Source organism: Streptomyces sp. NPDC015345 (genome assembly GCF_043078805.1).
In the GTDB taxonomy this organism is placed as follows: Bacteria; Actinomycetota; Actinomycetes; order Streptomycetales; family Streptomycetaceae; genus Streptomyces.
Genome location: NZ_JBIBTX010000004.1, coordinates 179,677 through 202,796 on the forward strand (window position 1 = coordinate 179,677; position 23,120 = coordinate 202,796).

The following is a 23,120-nucleotide window of genomic DNA, read 5'->3' on the forward strand; positions in this document are numbered from 1 at the left end:
GCGCGTGCCGCTGACGGGAGGTCCGGGTCGGTCGCCTCGCGCAGGCAGGAAGCAAAGTCGGCTGAGGAACCAGCTCAGAACGATCGAGGCCTGCTCGTACCAACCGCCCTCAAGTGCAGGGCCCACCCCGGCAGCTCGGGGGCGGAGGCGTGAAAGCAGCACGTCGGGGTAGTGGATGGAAGGTTGATCAGGAGAGGGCCGCGGAAACCTGGGGAGGTCCAAGCGGCCCTTTCCGACACCGCGTCGAACGTGGCGCCTCCTCCCGCTGCTCACCTACACGGTCGACGCCCTAGGGAAACGATCAGTAAGCGGCCGCAACGCGCACAGCGGCCAGCCGCATGGAGCGGACGTTGTAACTGAGCACGCGAACGACCGCGGATCCGTCTCATTGCTCCGGAACAGCACCGGGGGACGTCGTGGGATCCTGCCCATGTCGCCGGGCATATGACAAATCGCGCTTGCCTCCGCTTTGTGCCACCCTGAATGAGGTGCCGACAGTCGGGGCGTGGCGCCGACAGCCGGGGCGCTGGGTGGTTGTCCACCCGCATGCGCCCGGCACCCCCGTGCGCGCCCGGCCCGGCTCCTGGGCCATCAAGATCAGAAATCAGCATGCCTTCGCGTGGCGCGTGCTGTTGGCGGCAGGGCCGCGTAGCCCTGCCGAAGGCCGCCACCCGATGGGTTCCAGTCGGGTCCGCCGCTGTGCCGATGCGTCTTTTCCGTAGTACGGCCGCGGGCGTAGTACGGCCATGAGCGCAGGTATGCGACCCGCGGTCCGCGCGAGGAAAGCCGGTGTGAGGGAAGTGTCCTAATGGTCAGTGCCATCGAGGATTACGCCTTCATCGGCGACCTGAACTCGGGCGCCCTGGTAGGGCGTGACGGGTCGGTCGACTGGTTGTGCCTGCCCCGGTTCGACTCGCCTGCGTGCTTCGCCGCGCTGCTGCACGACGACAGCGCCGGCCGGTGGCTGCTGGCCCCGGCCGCGGGCGGCGCCGCGACGCAACGCCGGTACCGGGACGACACCTTGGTCCTGGAGAGCGAGTGGCACACCGCCGACGGCGGCGTCCGCGTCGTCGACTGCATGCCGCTGCGCGGCGAAGCCGCCGACGTGGTGCGCGTGGTCGAGGGCCTCAGCGGACGCGTGCCGATGCGGATGGACCTCCGACTGCGTCCCGACTACGGCCGGATCATCCCGTGGGTGCACCGTGCGGGGACGGGCCTGCGGGCCGTGGCCGGGCCGGACGCGTTCTGGCTGCACACCCCGGTGGAGGTGTACGGCGAGAACCTGACCACCCGGGCCGAGTTCACCGTCGAAGCGGGCCAGCAGGTGCCCTTCGTACTGACGTACAAACCGTCCCATCTGGTCAGTCGCCCCAGGCCGGTCGAGGCGCTGACGGCCATCGAGGCCACCGAGCGGTTCTGGCGGGCCTGGATGAGCCGGTGCCGGTACCGCGGGCCGTGGGACGACGCGGTACGGCGCTCCGTGCTCACCCTGAAGGCCCTGACGTACCGGCCCACCGGCGGCATCCTCGCCGCGGCCACCACCTCGCTGCCCGAGCAGCTCGGCGGCCCGCGCAACTGGGACTACCGCTACTGCTGGCTGCGCGACGCCACGTTCACGCTCCAGGCGCTCATCGGCACCGGGTACCTGGAGGAGGCGACCCAGTGGCGGGACTGGCTGCTGCGAGCGGTCGCCGGTGACCCAGCCGACCTGCAAATCATGTATGGCCTCGACGGTGCCTGGCGGCTGCCCGAGTACGAGCTGGAATGGCTCTCCGGATACGAGAACTCGTCCCCGGTCAGGGTCGGCAACGCCGCCACCCGCCAGTTCCAGCTGGACGTATGGGGCGAGGTCCTCGAATGCCTCTACGTGGGCCGCGAGGCGGGGATGGCCGCCAGTGAGACGGCGTGGAACATGCAGCGAGCGCTCCTGGACTTCCTGGAGGGCAACTGGCGGGAACCGGACCTGAGTCTGTGGGAGGTGCGCGGCGAGCCGCGCCACTTCGTCCACTCGAAGGTGATGGCGTGGGCCGGCCTGGACCGGGCGGTGCGCTCGGTGCGGCGTCATGGCTGCCCCGGACCGGTGGACCGCTGGGAGAAGCTGCGCGACCGCATTCACGAGGAGGTCTGCGCGCGGGGCTTCGACGCCGAGCGGAACACCTTCACCCAGTTCTACGGGTCGAAGGGTGTGGACGCGGCGCTCCTCCTGCTGCCGCGGGTCGGGTTCCTTCCGTGGCAGGATCCGCGGGTCCGGGGCACCGTCGACACGGTGTGCCGGGAGCTGGGCGAGGACGGTTTCCTGCGGCGCTACCGCCCGGAGGCGGACGGCGGCGTGGACGGTCTGCCGGGCGCCGAGGCCACCTTCCTGGTCTGCACGTTCTGGCTCGCCGACGCGCTGCACGGCACGGGCCGCCGCCGGGAAGCGCTGGAGCTGTTCGAGCGGCTGCTGGACCTGCGCAACGACGTGGGACTGCTCGCCGAGGAGTACGACCCGGCCACCGGCCGCCACCTCGGCAACACGCCGCAGGCGTTCAGCATGGTCGGGCTCGTCAACAGCGCCCTGTGGCTCAGCGGTTCGACGGACATCACCAGCGTCGACGACGAGAACATGTCGAAAGGACGTCCATGAACGACACCGATGTGCCCATCGCCACCGAAGCCGACGTACTGATCATCGGCAGCGGACCCGTCGGGTGCACTTTCGCCCGCAAACTGGTGGAGGAGGGCAAGCACGTCCTGATGATCGACGCCGGGGCCCAGCTGTCCCGCCGCTACGGCGAACACCTCAAGAACAGCTACCTGTTCCAGAAGAACATCGACCTGTTCGTGTCCGTCATCAAGGGCAACCTCCTCCCTCTGTCGACCGCCACCAACAGGGAGCCGGTGCTCACGCTCGACCCCTCGGCGTTCTCGTACGACCCGGACAAGTACGCCGGCTTCTCGCTGCGCAACCAGAACCCGGAGCAGCGCAAGCACCTCAACCTGCCCGCGGCGGCCGCCACGTACGCGGTGGGCGGCATGGCCACCCACTGGACCTGCGCCGTGCCCCGCTTCCACCCCGAGGTGGAAAGGCGGTACGGCGGCCAGGACTACCCCATCGACGACAAGGAGATGGACGAGCTCTACGACGAGGCCGAGTCCCTGCTCGCCCGGAACACCTCCGTCTTCGCCTCCTCCGCCCGGCACCTGCTGGTCAAGCGGGTGCTCCAGCGGGCCGGGGCGGAGTTCACCGACGTGAGCGAACTGCCCCTCGCGGTCAGCGACCGCGCCGACTCCGCCCAGACGTCGGCGGTGACGTGGTCGGCCGCCGACACCGTCCTCGGTGACCTCGCCGACCCCTCCCACACGCCGCCGCGCGGCTCGTTCACCCTGCTGCCCGAGCACCAGTGCGTCCGCCTGGAGATCACCGGGTCCGGCAAGCACCAGAAGGTCCAGTACGCCGCGGTGCGCAACCTGCGCGACGTACGCGACGAAATGCGGTTGCGGGCCGGGACATACGTGGTGGCGTGCGGCGTCATCCCGACGCCGCAGCTCCTGTTCAACTCAGGTGTCACCCTGCCCGCACTCGGCCGCTACCTCACCGAACAGCCCATGTCCTTCTGCCAGGTGGTGCTCCAGCAGGAACACATGGACCACATCGAGGACATCCTGCGCACCACCACCGGCCACGGCGACGAACCCGCCGAGGCAGCCGCCGACCGGGTCGCCCGCTACCGCGCCGCCCAGCTGAAGCGGCTGCGCTCCGGCGACAAGTGCGCCGACCCGGTGCCCTTCCCGCCCGACGAGCGGGACCCGAACCTGGCCCTGCTGGTCACCGGCCAACGCCCCTGGCACTGCCAGATCCACCGGGACGCCTTCACCTACGGCGCCGTACCGCCCAACGTCGACCCCCGACTCATCGTCGACCTGCGCTGGTTCGGCATCTCCCGGCCCCGGCCCGAGAACAAGGTCACCTTCTCCCGCGGCCTGCGCGACACCTTCGACATGCCCCAGCCCACCTTCCGCTTCTGCCTCGACGAGGCCGAACGCAAGGAGACGGACCGCATGAACGAACACATGCTGCGCACCGCTTCCGCACTCGGCGGCTTCATGCCCGGCTCCGAACCCGTCTTCCTCACCCCCGGCCTGCCGCTGCACATCGCGGGCACCACCCGCATGGGCACCAATCCGCTGGACAGCGTCGTCGACGAGTACTCCAAGGTGTGGAACATCGACAACCTCTACCTCGGCGGCAACGGCCTGCACCCCTTCGGCAACGCCTCCAACCCGACGCTCACCAGCGTCGCCACGGCCGTGCACGCGGCCGACACCATCGTCAAGGGCCACCCCGGACACTGACCGACTCCCCGACCCCTGGACCCCACCATGCCGGCACACATATCCCCGCCCCCGGACGGCATCCACCTCGGCATCACCCCCACCTGCTGGACCAGCGACGACTTCCCGCTCATCGGCAACGACATCCCGATGGAACAGTGCCTCAGCGAGATCGCGCTCGCCGGGTTCGAAGGGTGCAGCATCGGACACACCTTCACCACCGACGTCCACGCGCTGACCGCCGCGATGCACCTGCGCGGCCTGAGCGTGAGCGAACCATGGGTGAGCACGTACTTCACCGTGCCCGACGGTCCCGAGCGCTGCGCCCGCGACCTGCTGAAGGTCCTGGAGTTCCTCAAGCGGTTCAACGCGGGTGGCCCCCCGGTGAAGACCCGTGTCATCGGCGCCGCGGAGTTCGGCAGGTCCGTGCACCTCCAGGCACTCAGCCTGCGCAGCAACAAGCCGGAGTTCACCGACGAGCAGTGGACCGATCTGTGCGACGGACTGAACAGGATCGGCGAGATCACCGCCCGTCAGGGCTTCACCCTGGCATACCACCCCCACATGGGCACCGGCGTCCAGACCGAGCAGGACGTGGACCGGCTCATGCGGCACACCGACCCGCGACACGTCGGCCTCCTCCTGGACACCGGCCACCTCACCTGGGCGGGGGCCGACCTGACGGGCATCGTCGAACGGCACCGCGACCGCATCACCCACGTCCACCTGAAGAACGTCCGCGGCGGCGTCCACGCCGACCGCACCCTGGCCGCCGGCAGCTTCCGCGAATACGTCGAGGCGGGCGTCTTCACGGTGCCCGGCGACAGTGACGGCCACATCGACTTCGACACCTTCCTCAAGGTCCTGCGCCCGGGCGACTCCTACCGTGGCTGGCTGGTCGTGGAGGCCGAGCAGGACCCGCGCGGCGGACACCCGCCGCTCCACTACGCCCAGACCGCCCGCGCCTACCTGGCCGAGGCCCTGAACTGACCCACCCCCACACACACGTATCGGAAGGCACCCCCATGGGCGTCGCAAGCACACCCCTCAACATCCGCGTCCCCCGCTTCACCCGGGAGGTCCTGCACGACAACCTCAACGAGGGCTACTGGCTGGAGGCCCCCGACATCGACGGCGACACCCGGCCCGACCTGGTCGGCCACGGCCTCTACCTCGGCGAGATCTACTGGTACAGAAACCCCGGCTGGCAGCGGCAGTTGGTGGCCGACGGCTTCCACATGCCGATCGGCGCCCACTACGGGGACATCACCGGCAACGGCTACCCGGACCTCGTGGTCTGCTACGAGCTGTACGGCGCCGGCGGACGGATCGACGACCCCGACCCCCAGGGCGGGAAGATCGACTGGATCGAGAACACCGGAAAGTTCGACTCCGAGACCCGCTGGAAGCGGCATTACATCGGGCGTGAGACCGGCATGCACCGGCTGCGCCTCGGCCACTTCACCCAGACCCGCAAGCTGGAGCTGATGGCCCTGCCCACCGTGAGCGGCCGCCACGTCCACGCCCTCATCCCCGTCGTGCTGTTCAGCCCCGACGACGACGTACGCAGGCCCTGGGACAAGCACATCATCGATGACAGCCACTTCCGCATGATCCACGGAGCGGAGATCCAGCAGAACCCACTGCCCGGCAGCGAGCACCTCGACTCGGTCCTGCTCGCCTCCGAGGAGGGCGTGACCTGGCTCCACTACGACGCGCGCGAGCAGCGCTTCACCACCACGCACATCGGCTCCGGCGAGCAGGAGCGGTTCGAGCAGACCGGGTTCAAGGGCAGCAGCGACGTGGGCGCCGGACGGATCGGCGCCGACCCGCACGCGTACGTCGTGGCCACCGAGCCCTTCCACGGCAACACCGTGGCGGCGTACATCAAGGAACGCCCCGGCACCCCCGTGACCGAGGCGACCTGGCGCCGGATCGTGCTCGACGTCTTCGGCGACCCCAACGAGCTCGGCGAGGGAACGAGCCACCAGATCATCTGCGCGGACTTCGACGACGACGGCGACGACGAGTTCCTGGTGGCCCTGCGGGGCCCGTACCCCTGGCAGGGCGTCTTCTACTACAAGGCGCTGGACATCGCCGCCGGCGTGTTCACCAAGTGGCGGGTGTCCTCGGACAGCGCCGGGCGGATCGCACTCGGCGACTTCAACGGCGACGGCCGGCTCGACTTCGCCACCATCGCCTACAAGGTGGACAAGTACTTCCACGCCAAGGACGCCAAGCTCTGCCTGTTCCGCAACGACATCGAAGCCACCACCACATGAGGAATGACAGATCCTGGTGGCCCTGGGTCATCGGAGCGGTCGGCATCGCGGCGCTCGCCACGGTGGTGGCCCTCGTGGTCGGCGCGGGCGCACAGGCCGCCGCGACCTCGCTCAGCGTCCTGATCTCCGCCACCGCCGGCCTGCTCAGCTGGTCATGGCACCGGACGCGCCCCGCCGCGCCCGCCACCAAGGCGGAGCTGGACCAGGCCGCGGAGGCGCTCGCCGCCATGGTGCGCCGCCAGTGGACGGAGGAAGCCGCCGCACAGGGGCTGCTGGACCCCCACCCGCTGGCCGTGCGCTGGCACAGCGGGCAGACGGAGGCCGGCGACCACGCGCGGATGGTCGGCCGCACCCTGTCCGGCCGCAGCGACGACATCCACGCCTTTGTCGAGGCCTTCCGCGCCCTGCCCCGCCGAAGACTGGTCATCCTCGGTGATCCCGGTGCCGGCAAGACGGCCCTCGCGATTCTGCTCGTACGAGAACTCCTGCGCGCCCCCGAGCCCGGTGAACCCGTCCCGGTCCTGCTCGACCTGGCCCCTTGGAACCCACGCAAGGAGACGCTCCTTGACTGGATGGCGCGCCGCATCCACGAGGACTACCCGGCGCTGCGCAACCACGAGACGTACGGCCGTGACCCCACACGCAAACTGGTCGCCGAGGGACGCATCCTGCCCGTCCTGGACGGTGCCGACGAACTCCCCGCCGAACTGCGGCCCAAGGCGCTGGCGGCCGTCAACCACGCCGTCGCCGTACACAGCCCCCTGATCCTCACCTCACGCACGGCCGAGTACCACCGCGTGGTCGCCGAGACCGACGTGATCACCGCGGCGGCCGTGGTCGTCGCCGAACCGGTGGAACCGGCGGACGTGGCGGACTACCTGCGCAGCGCCGTCCCGCCCCGGCGCACCGCCGCATGGCAGCCGGTGATCGACGAACTCACCGAACGGCCCCGCAGCGCCGTGTCCCGAGCCCTGTCGGTGCCGCTGAACGTCTGGCTCGCCCGCACCGTCCACACCTCACCGGCCGGCGACCCCGCCGACCTCACCCGCTGCACCGACGCGGCCGGCCTCCAGCGTGAACTCCTCGACGCGCTGGTCCCCGCGGTCTTCTCCGCACAGCCCACCGCGTCGGCGCCCTCGGTCCCCGACGTACGCCGCACCGCCACCGCCCGCTGGCGGCCCGAGGACGCCCGCAGAACGCTCACCTTCCTCGCCGCGCACGTCAAGCACCAGGGCACCGACGACATCGCCTGGTGGGAACTGCACCGGACGCTGCGACCCGACCCGGCGGGACCGCTGTCCGCGCCGATCGCCGGCGCGATGGCCGGACTCGGGGCCGGGGGCGTCGCCGGGGAGTACTTCCACTGGGCGCTCTCCCCGTTCCCGCGGCTGGTCTGCTTCCTGGCCATCACGCTCGCCACGGCCGTCGCGGTCACGGCGGTGATCCGGCTCGCCTGGGTGGGCGGCGACGGGGCCGGGCCGGGCGACGGGAACGGGGCCGGGCCGGCGGGACCGCGGACCGGGCTTTTGCGGCGCGACCGGCGACGGCTGCCCACCGTCACGAAAATCGCGCGCCGCTCGGGAGTCGGCTGCGCCGTGATCCTCCCACTCTCCCTGGCGGTGGGGGCGGTGATCGAGAGCTGGGCGCGGACGGTCGACCCCGCCGAAGCGGGCATGGCGTCGGGGGTCGCACCGTACACCTGGCTACGGGCGGCCTTCGTCTGGACCCTGTTCATGGCGCTGCTGGCCCTCGCCGTGCTGGGCGTCTCACTGCTCCGGCGGCGGGTCGGGTGGCACCCGGACAGCACGAGCCGTCGAGCCGCCCGGCTGCGCAAGGCCCTCGTGTTCGTCCTGCTCTACTGGCTGGGGACCGAACTGGCCGGCGCCCTGTCGTATCTGTCGATCCGGCAGCAGCCCGGAACGTCCGCCACCGAGGTCTCCTTCATCGACCTCCCCGGGGACCTGGCACTCGTCAGCCAGGACGCGACGTACCACTCCTGCATCTTCCTGCTGATCGTCGGCATCATGGCGGGACTCGACCCGACCAGGGGCTCCTCCCGCCCGACCCGGCTGGAGTTCCGCGCCCCGAGGCGCCTGCTGTGGGCCATGCTCCCCGCGTCGATGGGCCGGGGGATGCTGGTGGGCATCGGCCTGGGCGCCGCGCTCTCCGTCGTGGAACCCTGGAGCGCCCACCTGCCCTGGTGGGAGAGGTTCACCACGACAGCCATGCTCGGGGCCTTCTTCGGCGTCCTGTTCGGGGCAGGGCTGGCGATCTTGCGCTGGGCCCATGTGCCGGCCGACCTGGAACAGGAGACCCCGCAGTCCACACTGCGCGGCGACCGCGCCGTCGCCGTCGCGCTCATGGTCTTCGCGGTGGTGCCGCTGCTCGCCAAATGGGTCATCACCGTCCTGGCGGGCCTGGCGGAGAGCGACGACACGGGCGTGCAGGTCCTCGCCTACTCGCTGTGGACCCCCGAAGCGAACCTGTCCGTCGGACTCGCCGCCGGACTCCTCGCCATGTCGAGCACCGCCTACTTCGCGTACCGGGAGACCGGCCTGCGGCTCGCCGCGACGCGCGGGCTGCCGCGTCATCCCGTGGCGTTCATGGAGGACGCCCGACTGCTCAACGTCCTCAGACGTGTCGGGCCCGTGTACCAGTTCTGCCACGCGGAGTTCAGGGACCGCCTCGTCAACGGCGGCGCCACGGCGGGGGATGCCGCCTCCGCACGCCCCGCCGGGGTGTGACCACCCGCCCGCGTCTCGCGCCGGCGCTCCCCGTTCACGTCACTGTCACTGTCACTGTCACTGTCACCGGAACGGCTGACGCCCCACCGTCTCCACGTAGCGCTCGGCACACAGGACGTCGACGACGGCCGCGGCCGTGTGGGCCCGCTGGACCTCGCCGTGGAACGCGCCGCTGCCGAGCATGGGCCAGGCGTCGGAGAAGCGGGCCTGCACCCGGGCGGCCACCCGCAGCCGCCCCTCGCCGTCCCACCGGTCGGGAAGAGTGAATTCCCCGACGGTCTCGGGCATCTCCGCCAGGTCGGCCTGAAGCAGCGCGGTGACGTACTCGTAGGTGTCGAAGGCGTCGGAGATCGCGCGGTCGCCGTCGGCGCCCGGTTCGGCGAGCACCTCCCGCAGCCGCTGGCGCAGCCACGTGCTGGGCGCCGCCTGGACGAGCGACGGGGGATGCGGCACGTCCAGGAAGGCGTTGACGCGCTCACCGGAGCCGAGGATGTCCGCCGGGCGCAGGGCCAGCACGGCGGGCTTCGGCTCTGCGGCGGCCCGGCCGGAGCCCGACCGTGACGGGCGGGGATGTGCCTGGACCGGTTCGAGCAGCAGGCGGCCGAGCAGGTCGTCGCGGTCGGCCAGTACGGCGGCGCTGCCGGCGGCGGCCAGGGCCAGCAGGGCCGGGTAGTGACACAGCCCGGAACCCCGCTGTTCACGGCCGTCCCCGGGGACGGTCAACAGCCGTTGCAGCACCCGCACCCACACCCGCGCGTGCATCCCGGCCTCGTCGTGGAACACACCCACGGCCAGCAGGTGCAGCAGCGTCTCGCAGTCGCTCAGGTACCTCTCCAGCCTCTCCCGGTACGCGTCCGGGTCCGGCGTGAGCTCGCCGGGCGGGTACCGGCCCGTGTCCGTGAGGCGTTCCACGACCCGCGTCGCCTCGGCGTCCAGCAGCTCGTGCAGGTCGATGCGGCGCACGGGGTCGGGCAGGGCGCGCTTGAGGCGGGCCACGGACAGCTCACGGGTCGGCGGCGGCGCCGACAGGTGGTCCAGGGCCTCCAGCCGCGCCAGGAGGCCGGGGAAGAACTCCGCCGCCGTCGGGCCCTGGACCACCACGGCGCCATGCCGGGCGACGAGTTCCGCGGCCTTGCCCCGCGGGCGGTGCGGAGAGGCCCAGAACACGGGGTAGCGGCGCGCGGCACGGCGATCGAAACAACCGACCAGCGCGTGGTCCCACTGGGCCGACCAACCGCACACGATCAGTCCGTACTCGTCGAGGACCTGGTCCACGAGACCTGCCCAGGCCGCCGGGTACTGCTCCAGCTCACGCTCGGTGTTGCGGGCCTCCAGGTCGGTCAGGTCGCCGTGCAGCTTGACGACCGTGGCCCGGGCGTGTGCCAGCGGCGTCATCCCGCGGAGACCGGCGGGACTGTGGATGACCTGCGGCTGCACCCCCGCTGCTGCCAACGCCTGCTCGGTGAGCCGGTCGAAATTCGTGGTCAGCACCACGCGCACCGAGCCACGCGCCACGAGCCGGGCCGCCGCGTGATGCGCCACCCCGGGCCGCTTGCGCCCGGCCTCACGGTCCTCGGCATCCGGCTCGAAGTAGCCGCGCAGCAGCTTGTGCCGGGCGGCGGGGGTGCCGCCCAGCGTCTCCAGCAAGGCGGAGTAGCCGAGCGGCCCCCCGTCCCCGTACCGGGCCCACCAGGACTCCGGATCGGCGACGGCGAGCTCCTCGTCCGCGCCCCGCGCCACGGCGGCCCGGCGCACCAGATCCGAGACGATCTCCCACCCGGTGGGCACACCGGCGTCCCGCGACACGCCCGCACCCAGCAGCAGTGCGTAGACACCGGGCCCGGCCTGCATACACATGGCGAGCGAGACCATGGGATCGAGGCCGCGCAGCGCCGCCGCCGCAGCTGGCCTGTCGTCGTCCGTCATGCCTTCCACTGTGCGTCGCGGGCCGCGGGAACGCCTCTCGGCCTCCGTCCGGGCACGGCCGGGGCGATGCCTGAAGCGACCCGCGGAAGGCCACCACGGACGGCCGCGCACCGTGCCGCGAGCAACGGAGCGTGCGGTTACCGTCGGCGGTATGGACGGTGATCTGCGAGGCCGGCGCCAGAGCCTGCTCAGCGGGGCGGTGTTCGCCGTATGCATGGCAGGTACGACGCTGCCGACCCCCCTCTACGGCCTCTACCAGCAGAAGTTCGACTTCTCCGAACTCACGGTCACCGTCGTGTACGCCGTCTACGCGGTCGGGGTCATCGGCGTGCTGCTGCTGGCGGGCAACGCCTCGGACGCCGTGGGCAGAAGGCCCGTCCTCCTGTGGGGCCTGGCATGCGCGGCGTTGAGCGCCGTCTGCTTCCTGTCCGCCACCTCGCTGGGCTGGCTGTACGCGGGGCGGCTGCTGTCGGGGCTGTCCGCGGGCCTGTTCACCGGGGCCGCCACGGCGTACGTGATGGAGCTGGCGCCGCACGGCGGCGGCTCACGCGCCACGTTCCTGGCGACCGCCGCGAACATGGGCGGGCTCGGCTGCGGCCCGCTGCTCGCCGGGGTGCTCGCCCAGTACGCGGACTGGCCGCTGTACCTGCCGTTCGCCGTCCATCTCGCCCTGGTGGCCTGCTCGGCCGCTGTACTGCTGCGGCTTGCAGAGACCGTGGGGGAGCGGCGGCCGCTGAGCACCGTACGGCCGCAGCGGCCCGGCCTGCCGCCGCGGGTCCGGGCGGTCTTCGGACCGGCGGCGGCCGCCACCTTCGTGGGGTTCGCCCTGTTCGGCGTGTTCACGTCGGTCAGCCCCTCCTTCCTCGCCCAGTCCCTGAACGTGCACGACCGGGCGCTGAGCGGGGCGGTCGTCGCGCTGGCCTTCTTCGCCTCGACCGCCGGCCAACTGGTCGTCGGGCGGGTCGGGTTGACCCGCGCCCTGCCGCTGGGCTGCGCCGCGCTCCTCGCCGGGCTGGCACTGCTGGCGGGCGCGTTGTGGTGGGAGCTGCTGCCGCTGGTCGTGCTGAGCGCGCTCGTCGGCGGCATCGGGCACGGGCTGGCGTTCCGCGGATCGCTGGCCGCGGTGGCCCAGGCGTCCGAGGCGAACCGGCGGGCGGCTGTGATCTCGACCCTGTTCGTGGTGGCCTACGCGGGCATCTCGCTGCCGGTCATCGGCGTCGGGCTGCTGGCGGGCCCGATGGGTCTGGAGGGCGCCGGGCTGGTGTTCATCGCCTGTATGACGCTGCTGGTGTCGGTCGCGGGCGTCTACTTGCTGCGGCGGCCGGCACCCGCGACGGAGGCCGACGAAGCGCGCCGGACCTGACCCCGCCGCCATGGGTTTCCTACGGCCGTACGCGCCGCGCCGCCGAGAACGCAAATGCGTCGACAGCGCCCCTCCGCACCCGGCAAAGTGTCCGTCCGTGACGAGCAGTGAACTGTGGACCCGTGCGACCGCCGACCGCTACGACGCCGAGGAGGCCGAAGCCTCCTCGGCCGCCGTCCTCGGGCCGACTCTCGCCTTCCTCGCCGAACTCGCCGGAGACGGCCGGGCACTGGAGTTCGCCATCGGAACCGGACGCGTGGGAGTCCCGCTCCGCGAACACGGCGTGCCGGTAGTGGGCATCGAACTGTCCGAGCACATGGCGGCGGTGCTGCGGCGAAAGATCGACGAGGACACGCTCCCGGTGGTCATCGGGGACATGGCCACCACCGTCGTCCCCGGCGAGTTCACCCTCGTCTATCTCGTCTACAACACCATCACGAACCTGCTCACTCAGGACGAGCAGGTCGAGTGCTTCCGCAACGCCGCACGGCATCTGAAGCCCGGCGGCCGATTCGTCGTCGAGCTGGGGGTGCCGCCGCTGCGGCTCCTGCCGCCCGGCCAGATCGCGGTGCCGTTCGATGTCTCCGAGCAACACCTCGGCTTCGACACCTTCGACCTGGTCCGGCAGATGCTCGTCTCGCACCACTTCACCCGCGACGGCGAAGACGGCCGCTACCGCCGCGCCACCTCCCGGCATCGGTACGCCTGGCCGGCAGAGCTCGACCTGATGGCACGGATCGCCGGACTCGTGCTGGAACGTCGCGTCGCGGACTGGAACGAGGCCCCGTTCACCCAGGACTCCGCGAAGCACATCTCCGTGTGGCGCAAGCCGACCTGAGGTCGGCCCCGACGGACCGCGGATGGGACGCGCGACGTACGCACGAGGCACGGTCGGCGGCAAGCGGCAAGCGGCAAGCGGCAAGCGGCAAGCGGCAAGCGGCATGGGTGCGCGGGTCCGGGCCGTCACAGGTGAGCTATCCGTACGTGCGAGCGATGTGATCACTCGATCGTGATTTCCTCCGCTTCTATGCCCGGGGTGTCGTGATGCCGGGAGGAACGGCGTGCGACCGGCGCCGTCCGCGGGTGCTGGCGTGGGGGTGGCGTGATGCAAGGGGGTCACGCCCTGGCCCGGCGGGACGCCGATGACGCCTGACCGGTGGGAGCAGGCCGCGTTCAAGACCCGCGTCGACGAGGTGCTGCGCCTGTTCATCGCCCAGGAGGCCGAGCGGTTCGCAGCTGTCGACCCGGCCTTGGCGCCGGTGGCCGACCAACTGGAGGCTGCGGTCGCGGACGGCAAACGACTGCGGGCGGCCTTCTGCTACTGGGGCTGGCGCGCGGTGGGCCAGTCGGACACCGACGCGCTGGTGCGGGCGGCGGCCTCCATGGAACTGGTGCACGCGGCCGCGGTCGTGCACGACGACCTCATCGACGACAGCGGGCGAGCGGTCGACAGGGCCGGAGGCTAGGGGTGCCCGAAGCTCGCTGCCAGGGTGCGACAGCCCTCAGCAGTCAGGTGGAGGCGTTCGTCGTACAAGATCCGTGGGTTTCCTCGCGGTTGAGGAGCCCTCGGGCTTTCAGGGAGCGGAGTGCTGCGCGGGCGAGAGGTCGCGCGACCGGCTGGCGGGCAGGAGACGCTGTTGGCGTATCTCGGTGGTCAGGAGTTCCGCGGTGGCCAGTGTGTCGTCGGCGCCCAGGGCATTCAGGTCCCGTACGAGGATGAGGCGGCCCCTCACCTCCTCACGGGCTTCCTCAGCGGTCAGGGGCACCCCGTGCTCGCTGGGGGCGCCGGCGCGGGTGTCGTCGAGGATGTCCTCGGCATCCAGGAGGTGATCGGCAGCACCGGAAGCGATGATGATCTGTGGAGGCGGCTGCTGGCCAGGGTGGGGGTGACGCGGCTTCTCGCCCCGGCCAGAACCTGCCCGCGCCGCTGATGGCGACGCCACCACCGGGGGCGGGCAGGAGATTGTGGTCGAGCCGTCCGCTTGCGAATCAGCGCTGGCGCGGGAGTGGGGGCCGCTGCACGTCTTTGTCTGCGGAACGGTCGAATGCTCCAGGCTGGGCGAGATCCTCAAGGAGTTCGTCGATCAACTCCTGGGTGACGTGTGGCATGGCGTAGACGTGACTGTAGTCGTGGCGGCGTCCACCGCGATTAAGTGGCACGCAGGCCAGCGAGTATTTCCGCGTGATTTCAGCCCGCGGCTGCTGGAACCAGACGCTGAGCGCGTGATCGCCGTGACCGACCTCGATACCGTCCTCGGCCCAAGGCTCACCGCGTGCCTGCAACTGCTCGCTCAGCTGGCGCAGGCGTTCGGCCGTGTACTCGGCGATCCGCAGAACCTCGGCGGCCTGCCGCACCTGCTGCTCCTCGCTGAACTGGGCGAGATGGTTCCACATGGCCAGGGAAGCGAAGCCGCTGCGGGAGCCGGCGAAGGTGCTGTCGGGAGAGGAGACCACCGCCGGATCGGAGGGTGGGCGCAGCTTGGAGCCCGCGCGGGACATGTAGATCCCGGTGGGGACCGGGGCGCCGGGGTACTTGTGTCCGCTGGTGACGATCGAGGACACCTCGGGGATCCGGAAGTCGAAGACCGGGGGCGCGGTCTCGATGAGTCCGCTGTCACGGGCCTTCTCAAGGTAGGGGGCGTAGGCGCCGCAGAGGGCTCCGTCGACGTGGACCCAGTACCCGTTGCGGATGCTGACCCGGGTGGGGTCGTCGGGGTCGAAGTGCACGGTGCGGTCGACGAGGCCATGGCGCTCGAAGACGGGTCGCAGGCGCTCGCAGGCGCCCCGAACGTCGTCGTAGGCGCCCTTGAAGACGCTGCCGATATTGAAGTTGACCAGGACGGGGTGCCCCTTGGCGGCGAAGAAGTCCACAAGGGCCACCAGGGCGTCGACATCGACTGTGCCCGGGCCCTCGTCGCCGCCGGTTGTCGGGACTCCACCGAGCGGCCACCCGTTGTACGTCTGCATGCCGGTGCCGTCCACGTCGATGGGGCACTCGCCCGGATAGAGGCTGCCGCCCAAGTCGTAGAAGGTCGGGATGTCCAGCACCCGCATCGCCTTGATGTGCGAGTAGTGGGTCTCCTGGGAGAAGAACGCTACCGGCATATAGGCGTTCGGGTTGTCGTCGGGATGTTTGGCCCGCAGGTAGGTGGTGCGGCAGCTGGCATCGCCGGAGATCTCGTCGCGCACCAGTGCATTGCCGTCCAGGTAGTCACGGGCGTTCCACATGGCGTACAGGTTGCCCTCGGTGCTGCCCATGGACAGCACGTACCCCCACCCGTCCTCATCCCCAGGACTGGCCGGGTCCTCGGGCAGCGGGGCGTGCCACAGCCGGCCGTAATACTCCAGGACCGCCCGCTCCAGCCACCGAGAGTGCAGACTGTAGTTACTGTCGACGAACGGGTCCCCGATATTGTTGATGTGGTAACCCAGAAAGTGACCCAGCGCGCCGTGGCCGTTGAGCGACAGGTTCACCTGGTAGCCCAGAAGACGCTCCCGCTGCCCGCCCAAGTATCCCTCCAATTTGGCGAGGACTGCGGTCCGCTGCTCATCGGTGTAGGCCTCGGTACTCAACCTGTAGTCGTCGTCGGCCGGGTGTGACGTGTACGTTTCGGAGTGTTCGGCAATCATTCGATGTCCATTTCCGAAAGAAGTCGCGAAACTGCTGTAAGCGGGGATCGCAGCCAGGCGACGAGGATCGAGGGAACCGCTCAGATCGGAGCGGAAGCGGTTGCGCGAGTCAGCTGCGCGAAGGACGACCAGCGGGCGGTTGCCCAGCGGCGGGCACCTTTCTCAAGGGGCCACGCTGAACAGAATATGCGTGAGGCACCACCGCGCTTACCCGCTCTTCGTATCAACCCCCCGATCTAGCTATGCAAGCAATGAGTGTTCGATGCTGGCTAAAGGATGTCCCGTTAGTGATCTTGGAGGCTTGTGCGATCGGGTAGCCGCATGGTGAGCCCGTCGCCTATCCGGCGAGGGTGAGGTGGTGGGAGCGGTTGTGTTCTTCCTTCCAGGCCGGGAGATCCTCTCCCTTGGCCCGGCGGTGGGGGGATGACAAGTCGGGTGCCTCCTGGTAGCCGCTGTCCGTGATGGTCGTGGTCGTGCCGACTGCGTTCTTGGCGCCGGATTCCTCCCAGCCTCAGGAGTCATTGCGGTTGCCGGGCAGTGGCCGCCCGACCACGACGACCAGGCGGGTGTCAGCGTCGATGACGACCTGGTGGGCAGTGGAGTAGCGATGGTTCTTCGACTGCTCGGCGATTCAACGGTCGCGGCTGGCACCAGGGTGCCGTCCACGATGAGCACGGTGTCCTTCGCAAATCGCTGGCGCGGACGAAGTGCGAGGAGCGGGCCGAGGTGGTTGATGATCCGGTCCGCTGCCGATTTCGAGACGCCGAACAGCGGAGCGAGCCGACGCATCGTCAAGTTCGTGCGCCAGTACGCCGCGAGCAGGATGATGCGGTCGCCCGGTGACAGTCCCCAGGGCCTTCCGCGATGCCCATCGGCGGCGGTGTCACGGCGTACTGCGGTCACCAGCTTGCCGAAGTCCTTCGGGCTCAACCCGGCGAACGGGCGAACGGACCGAGCGCGCCGCCCTCCGCCGGACCGAGGCGGTCACCCGCGTGTCGGACGGACACGTCAGCGACGAGGACTACAACGCTGCCGCGGCCTTCCTCACCGCGGACCAGATCTCGGCCGTCTCCTGACTGGCCATCCTGATGAGCGCGTTCAATCGCGTCGCGATCACCAGCCGCTACCGCGTCAACGGCTGACCTCGACGCTGACATCGACGGTGATAGGGCCCGACGAAGCCTCCTTAAGGGCAGTGCCGCCGGTGTTGGTCCGCCCCCGGCCTAAAGCAGTCCGGCCAACAGTCCGCTGCATCCCCCTTGCCCAGCCATCGCGGGCGGCGGCAGGGTCAGCCGCTGGAGGGCTGCGTGCCTTCCCCGAACATCGGCACGTCGGCCACGATGACGTCCAGGCGCGGCTGTACAAAGCGCAGCGAAGCTCTCCACGCGCCTCGGTCGATGGCGGTGTCGGCGCTGACTTCCGCGAGCAGGTCGGGAACAACGAGGATCGGGTCGAGGGGTTCGCGACTGCCCCAGGTGGCGTGAACCGTACGCCGGTCCAAGGGCGGTCGGGGCCGGCGGGGTGGAGGTGGTCGGCGAGTTGGGCCGCGGCGTCCGGTTTCAGCGGCGTGGTGCGGCTGACCGCACGCAGTCGGCCGTCGTCGCCGTAGCGTCCCAGGACGAGGGCTCGTCCGCGGGATCCGGCGTCGCCGGCGGTGACCAGGTCGGACAGCCGGTGGATCACCATGAGGTCGGCGATGCCCAGGCCGCGGCTGAGCTTCCACTGGGACTGCATGCGCTGGAGGAGGCCGGGGTGGCGCATCAGGCGCCAGGCTTCGTCGTAGACGATCCCGCGCCGGCCGCCGTTCGGATCGGAGAGCGCGGATTCCATCCAGGCTGACGTGGACGTCATGGCGAGGACGAGGGCGGTGTCGTCGCCGGATCCGCCCAGTCGTGACAGGTCGATGGCGAGCATCGGGCTGTTGGGGTCGAGCGACGCTCGCTCAGCGCCCGCCTTCTGTCGTCCGTAGTACCAGTCGGGACCATCCCAGTTCACAGGCAGGCGCCCGTACTCGACGTCGGCATCAGCAGGCCCGTCGAGAAGTTCGGACGATTCCGTCAACGGCTCGTTCGGCCACCCCCGATACGCATTGACCGTGGAGATGTACACGTACTTGCCCGTCACCGGCCAGCGACTTGGCGCCAGCCAAGACGTCCGACCAACTGACGACAGGCTGCTAGAACGCGACATCGAGGGCCCAACGCTGGCGCTGCGGTTCTGCCGACTGGTGTGCTGGACGGTACCTAGCAGGGGCACGAAACTCCTCCCCTTGGTAGAGCTGTGCGATACATATCAGACGATCCCCGGTTAGCGAAACCGGGGATCGTGCAGAGCATTGATGGTGTTCGCACACGGCTGTCCCGCGGGCAAGCCCCCCCCGCATGATCAAGCTGCCCAATGGCGAACTCCGGTGCCGTCGCACAGATCTGGATGCCTGGTGGGACGCGTGCGAGAGAGATTCTGACACTTGGCGATGAGTTGCAACGTCCGCTTCTTGGACATACGCGAGCGTCCTGGTCGGCGCAGCCATTTTCAGGTGCGATGGACGGTCAACGGGCGGGAGAATTCGGAACCGTTCAGCACTGTCGGGCTCGCCGAGAGCCGGCATGGGAAGCTGATGGCGGCGGCGCGCGAGGGCGAGCCTTTCGACGAACACACGGGGCTGCCAGCGTCCGAGCTGCGAGCCATCCAGCAGCGAACGACGTGGTACGACCTTGCCCGCGAATACCTCGACCAACGGTGGGACCACACACCAGGAAACACCCGCCATACCCTGGCCGACGCATTCGCCACCATCACGCCCGCCCTGGTGCACCTGGCGCAACATATCCGGAGCCGCGGGTACTGCGGCGCGCCTTGTACTCGTGGGCGTTCAACAAGAACGCATGGGCCCAAGAGCCCACCGCGGACTGGCGGAAGGCCCTGGACTGGCTGAAGCGAAACTCCTTGCCCGTCAGTGCTCTCGCTGAAACCGACGTGCTGCGACGGGCGCTGTACGCCCTGTGTCTCAAGCTGGACGGCAAGGCAGCTGCGGCCAAGACGGCGCGGCGCAAGCGAGCTGCGTTGAGCGAAGTGCTCAACACCGCAGCGGAGAAAGGTTACTTAGCGGAAAATCCCCTTAACGGGCTGAGGTGGAACGCTCCGGCGGTCAGCGAGGAGGTCGACCCGGCTGTCGTCCCCAATCCGGCCCAAGTCTCCCGGCTGCTTGCGGCGGTAGCTCAGCAGCGCGGGCGCGGCCCCCACCTGGAAGCGTTCTTCGGCTGCATGTACTACGCGGCCATGCGGCCGGCGGAGGTCATTCACATCCGGCTCGAACAGTGCCACCTGCCCGGGGCCGGGTGGGGGGATGCTCAACCTGTCGGGCGGCGTCATCACCGCGGGCAAGGAGTGGACGGACGTGCGCGTCCTGCGGGCACACATCAAACGGTTCGGCGTGGTGCCGGACGGTCGGGTGTTTCGGAACCAGGCCGGCAACTATGTGGACGCGTCTGCGTATGGCTTTACGTGGGCGCGGGCACGGAAGCATGTGCTGACCCGCACGGAACTCGCCTCAGGGTTGGCCAAGCGGCCCTACGATCTCCGGCACGCCGGGATCTCGTTCTGGCTGTACTCCGATGTGGACCCAGCCGAATGCGCTCGCCGTGCGGGCCCGAGCATCGAGGTCCTCTTCCGGTACTACGCGAAGTTCCTGGATGGCGTCCAGGAGCAGGCCAACCGGCTGATCGAGCAGTCCATGCAGGAGTGGGACCGCGTCAGCCAGGGTGTGGTGCCCGAGGGATGAGTCGGCGTTTTGGTCCGCGACTGGTCCGGAAGAGCTGGTCAGCAGCGGGATAGCGGTGGGAGGAACTGGGAGTTACGACGTAGGTCGGGCCCTGCTCTGAGCGGGCCGACCGGAAGGTGCCTGACGGGTAAAAGCCCAGGTCAGGCGCCCTTATCGTACCTCTAGAAGAAGCCGAGCCTCTTCGGCGAGTACGACACCAGGAGGTTCTTCGTCAGCTGGTGTCGTACTCGGTGTCGCATCCCTGACCTCCTGGAACGAACGGGCTAGGCATGGAATGGCGGACACTGGACCGCAACTGGTCCGGATGAAGGGCCATGACGGTGACAGGATCTCTGAGCCGGACTTGTCGCGTATGTCCGCCGGGCGGAACGTTCGGAGGTCGACCGTTCCGGCTCCGGCGACGACTGACAGGGCGGCGACCACCTGTCCGTCGGAGTTGAGGACACGGGTGGCCACGGACTCGGCAGGGCGGGAGGTCTCGCCGTGGACGATCGCCACGCCGGAGCTGAGCTGGTTGGGGTGGTCGGCGCCCGATGGGCCATCGAGGAGTGCTTCCGGGCCGCCAAGAACGAATGCGGCCTGGACCATACGAAGTCCGCCCGGAAGACGAGCAGTCGGGCGAGGCGGGAGCTAGGGAGCAGGACGGCTGTCACAAACCGGGCTGCTGTCTGGTCCTAGTGGATGACTGAACGGTGTGACCCATTCGCGCCGTCGATGTCTTCGGTCAACGCTCTTCAAGAGGAGAACAACATGAGCCGGGTCAACATCGCACGCCCCGATGCACCGAGGTATGACGAATTGGTTCCGTCGCGCTACGCGCTGAAGGTCGGCGACATCGACGTGATGGTGATCAGCGACGGGGTGCTGCCGATACCCGCCGTGACGATGGCCACCAACGCCGCCAAGGCCGACCTGGCGGCCTGGCTGCAAGACATGTTCCTGCCTCCGGAGATGCTCGACTGGCCACTGAATGTGGCCGTGGTGCGCAGCGGCGGCCGGACCATCCTCATCGATTCCGGGCTGGGGACGGAGTTCCCGGGCTTCCCTCGGGCCGGGCAGTTGGCCATGCGACTGGACGCCGCCGGGATCGATCCCGCATCCGTGACCGACGTGGTGCTCACGCACTTGCACATGGACCACATCGGCGGACTGCTCGTCGACGGGCTGAGGGGGCGACTGCGCTCCGACCTACGGGTCCACTTGGCGTCAGCCGAGGCCGAGTTCTGGGAAGCGCCTGATTTCTCGCACACCGCCATGCCGGCACCGGTGCCGGACGTGCTGCGAACCACCGCCTCGCGGTTCCTGGACGTGTACCGCAGCCAGTTGCGGCCGTTCGAGACGGAGTACGAGGTGGCGCCGGGGGTAATGGTCTGTCGCACCGGCGGTCACACCCCCGGCCACAGCATCGTCCGCCTGGAGTCCGGCGGCGACCGGCTCACGTTCGCCGGCGATGCCGTGTTCCAGCCAGGGTTCGACTGCCCCGACTGGCACAACGGCTTCGACCACGACCCCGAGGAATCAGCCCGCGTACGGATCCGTCTCCTGAATGAGCTGGCTGTGAGAGGCGAGCAACTGGTGGCCACTCACCTGCCGTTCCCGTCCATCTGCCGCGTGGCGGCCGCCGGGGATGCCTTCCGTTTCGTACCGGCCGTCTGGGATTACTGACCGCACTTCGAGATGGCGAGCCGTAGTCGTCGGGGTGATGGGTAGGCGGGTGCCGGCGAGGCGTCCGTCGATCAGATCCCTGCGGTACTGGATCGTGCGCAGGTCACGCCTGACGGTCTGGATGAGGTGGTCGGGGCTGGTGAAAGCGACGTTGCTGAGCCAGCCCCGCCGCAGCAGAGACCTGCATCGGGTGCGGATGCAACGACTTGGGGAGCCCCCGTCACTCCGAGTGCCGAACAGATCAGGTGGCCCTGAAACGCCAAGGCCGTACAACTTGCTGGCGGACACCCGGATCGCGGGCCTAGACCGTCTGCCGTGGCCCGCCGGCGTATTGAGCACCACGTCACTCTTGGGACCGCCGCCCACGCGCTCCTGGCCGAACAACGCCTGCAAGGGTCTCACCCTCTACCAAGTCCTCGACGCCCACCAGGGCACACACAACTCCACGACCGAGACAGACCTAACGCAGCCCTATTGATGGCCTGCTCCGACCTTGGTCAACCGCCGCTGTTTGTGCCTCCTTGCTGATGCAGGGGCGAGGCCACGGCGCGGGGCCCCCGCGGAGTCGACGGGACCTCGTGGCGGTCCTCCCGTCTGGACAGTACTGACGTCGTCAGGCCGGTCGGCGGCATGAGCCGGTGCCCGCCCCGCCGGAGGTGTCCTACTTGCTGAGCCAGAGATCGGGGCCGAACACCTCCTGAGGCGGCGTCAGGCCGGTGACGTTCGCCCAGCCTTCGTGCACATGCGCCACACCGGCCTCCTGCTCAGCCGGTTCACCGGCGACGGTCCCGTACCCCTCGCCCACGCCGTGAGGACACCTCCCCCTCGGGGACACGTCCGTCGGCCGAGTTCTCCCGCTTGACGGTGATGCACCAGGTCTTGTGGCCAGGAGATGTGGACAGGCAGTTCCGGCCTATCTGCCATTTCCCGTCGGGAAGTTCGACCTGGACGCTGATGTACTGCTCGGGCAGGAAGGGATCGGTGGGAAGCCCGTCGGGGCGGCGCAGGACGAAGGAAGCGGGGCGGGCCCTGCGACTCCTCGGTGCCCTCGGCGATCTCCATGTCCCGCCACACGACACCGTCCTCGACGCCAGCCTCGGCATACAGTTGGGCCTCCATGGCGATGAGGCCGAGCACGACGTCAGGACGCTCGTCGGGGTGTGTCACGAGCGCGGTGGCGAAGGCGTGCCGCTGCTCCGGCGAGAGCCTCGGGCTGGGCGCCGTTGGTCTGGTTCGTCCGGTTGAACAGGCCGCGCAGCGGGTCCGGGCGTTCCTGGAACATACGGGTGTAGAAGAGCTCGGCGATGGTGCCGAGGGAGACACCGACCGCCCGAAGTGTGTCGCGGTCGATCGGGGCTGACTCTGTGGAGAGCAATGCCCCCTGCGGTGTCGCACCGCAGGCGGAACGCGTGTCT

General features: G+C 69.6%; 15 protein-coding genes and 4 pseudogenes. 11 read left to right on the forward strand and 8 right to left on the reverse strand.

All coding sequences use genetic code 11. The features are described 5' to 3' along the window. Positions 1–808 precede the first annotated feature (808 nt). From ACF062_RS18015 to ACF062_RS18035, 5 genes are read left to right on the forward strand one after another with little or no spacing between them, the layout of a single operon-like run. Positions 809–2,626 (forward strand): glycoside hydrolase family 15 protein, encoded by a 1,818-nt coding sequence (locus tag ACF062_RS18015; protein WP_392139195.1) that lies wholly within the window; start codon positions 809–811, stop codon positions 2,624–2,626. After that, the gene (locus tag ACF062_RS18020) at positions 2,623–4,335 is read left to right on the forward strand and encodes a pyranose oxidase (protein ID WP_392139197.1); all 1,713 of its coding nucleotides are present in this window, start codon (positions 2,623–2,625) and stop codon (positions 4,333–4,335) included. The genes ACF062_RS18015 and ACF062_RS18020 overlap by 4 nt, the downstream gene beginning before the upstream one ends. Before the next feature lie 27 nt (positions 4,336–4,362). Beyond that, positions 4,363–5,304 carry a myo-inosose-2 dehydratase gene (gene iolE / locus ACF062_RS18025; protein ID WP_392139198.1) on the forward strand — a complete coding sequence of 314 codons (942 nt, stop codon included), beginning with the start codon at positions 4,363–4,365 and terminating at the stop codon, positions 5,302–5,304. 35 nt (positions 5,305–5,339) lie between these two features. After that, positions 5,340–6,596 carry an FG-GAP repeat domain-containing protein gene (locus ACF062_RS18030; RefSeq protein ID WP_392139200.1) on the forward strand — a complete coding sequence of 419 codons (1,257 nt, stop codon included), beginning with the start codon at positions 5,340–5,342 and terminating at the stop codon, positions 6,594–6,596. Beyond that, on the forward strand, positions 6,593–9,340 hold the full coding sequence (locus ACF062_RS18035) for a hypothetical protein (protein WP_392139201.1): 2,748 nt from the start codon (positions 6,593–6,595) through the stop codon (positions 9,338–9,340). Before ACF062_RS18030 ends, ACF062_RS18035 begins: the two co-directional genes overlap by 4 nt. Before the next feature lie 63 nt (positions 9,341–9,403). Here the strand turns inward: ACF062_RS18035 and ACF062_RS18040 are convergent, their stop codons facing one another. Continuing rightward, the gene (locus ACF062_RS18040) at positions 9,404–11,266 is read right to left on the reverse strand and encodes an SIR2 family protein (RefSeq protein ID WP_392139203.1); all 1,863 of its coding nucleotides are present in this window, start codon (positions 11,264–11,266) and stop codon (positions 9,404–9,406) included. 151 nt (positions 11,267–11,417) lie between these two features. Between ACF062_RS18040 and ACF062_RS18045 the strand changes: the two genes are divergently transcribed. From ACF062_RS18045 to ACF062_RS18055, 3 genes and pseudogenes are all read left to right on the forward strand, one after another. Further along, positions 11,418–12,629 (forward strand): MFS transporter, encoded by a 1,212-nt coding sequence (locus ACF062_RS18045; RefSeq protein WP_392139204.1) that lies wholly within the window; start codon positions 11,418–11,420, stop codon positions 12,627–12,629. A gap of 97 nt (positions 12,630–12,726) precedes the next feature. After that, positions 12,727–13,467 carry a class I SAM-dependent DNA methyltransferase gene (locus ACF062_RS18050; RefSeq protein ID WP_392139205.1) on the forward strand — a complete coding sequence of 247 codons (741 nt, stop codon included), beginning with the start codon at positions 12,727–12,729 and terminating at the stop codon, positions 13,465–13,467. A gap of 304 nt (positions 13,468–13,771) precedes the next feature. Further along, a pseudogene (locus ACF062_RS18055) lies at positions 13,772–14,065 on the forward strand (polyprenyl synthetase family protein); the annotation flags it as partial. Between the two features lie 138 nt (positions 14,066–14,203). Here the strand turns inward: ACF062_RS18055 and ACF062_RS18060 are convergent. Further along, a complete protein-coding gene (locus ACF062_RS18060) occupies positions 14,204–14,395 on the reverse strand; it encodes a hypothetical protein (protein ID WP_392139206.1) in 192 nt (63 codons plus the stop codon). A gap of 3 nt (positions 14,396–14,398) precedes the next feature. Between ACF062_RS18060 and ACF062_RS18065 the strand changes: the two genes are divergently transcribed. Continuing rightward, positions 14,399–14,560, forward strand: a complete 162-nt coding sequence (locus ACF062_RS18065; RefSeq protein ID WP_392139207.1) for a hypothetical protein — start codon at positions 14,399–14,401, stop codon at positions 14,558–14,560. A gap of 58 nt (positions 14,561–14,618) precedes the next feature. Here the strand turns inward: ACF062_RS18065 and ACF062_RS18070 are convergent, their stop codons facing one another. The 3 genes and pseudogenes from ACF062_RS18070 to ACF062_RS18080 all read right to left on the reverse strand — a co-directional run. Continuing rightward, complete coding sequence (locus ACF062_RS18070; protein ID WP_392139208.1) at positions 14,619–16,259, reverse strand: histidine decarboxylase; 1,641 nt, start codon at positions 16,257–16,259, stop codon at positions 14,619–14,621. Positions 16,260–16,617: 358 nt separating this feature from the next. Beyond that, positions 16,618–17,189 (reverse strand): annotated as a pseudogene (locus ACF062_RS18075) (transposase family protein); the annotation flags it as partial. 606 nt (positions 17,190–17,795) lie between these two features. Further along, positions 17,796–18,194, reverse strand: a pseudogene (locus ACF062_RS18080) (ATP-binding protein); the annotation flags it as partial. Between the two features lie 1,411 nt (positions 18,195–19,605). Between ACF062_RS18080 and ACF062_RS18085 the strand changes: the two are divergent. After that, a complete protein-coding gene (locus ACF062_RS18085) occupies positions 19,606–20,040 on the forward strand; it encodes a hypothetical protein (RefSeq protein ID WP_392139209.1) in 435 nt (144 codons plus the stop codon). 750 nt (positions 20,041–20,790) lie between these two features. Further along, on the forward strand, positions 20,791–21,705 hold the full coding sequence (locus ACF062_RS18090; protein ID WP_392139210.1) for an MBL fold metallo-hydrolase: 915 nt from the start codon (positions 20,791–20,793) through the stop codon (positions 21,703–21,705). A gap of 30 nt (positions 21,706–21,735) precedes the next feature. On the opposite strand, the pseudogene ACF062_RS18095 reads toward ACF062_RS18090, so the two are convergent. From ACF062_RS18095 to ACF062_RS18105, 3 genes and pseudogenes are all read right to left on the reverse strand, one after another. Continuing rightward, positions 21,736–21,885 (reverse strand): annotated as a pseudogene (locus ACF062_RS18095) (IS630 family transposase); the annotation flags it as partial. 481 nt (positions 21,886–22,366) lie between these two features. Continuing rightward, a complete protein-coding gene (locus ACF062_RS18100; RefSeq protein WP_392139211.1) occupies positions 22,367–22,510 on the reverse strand; it encodes a hypothetical protein in 144 nt (47 codons plus the stop codon). Positions 22,511–22,846: 336 nt separating this feature from the next. Next, positions 22,847–23,080, reverse strand: coding sequence for a hypothetical protein (locus ACF062_RS18105; protein ID WP_392139212.1), 234 nt, complete (start codon positions 23,078–23,080; stop codon positions 22,847–22,849). Between the last annotated feature and the right edge of the window lie 40 nt (positions 23,081–23,120).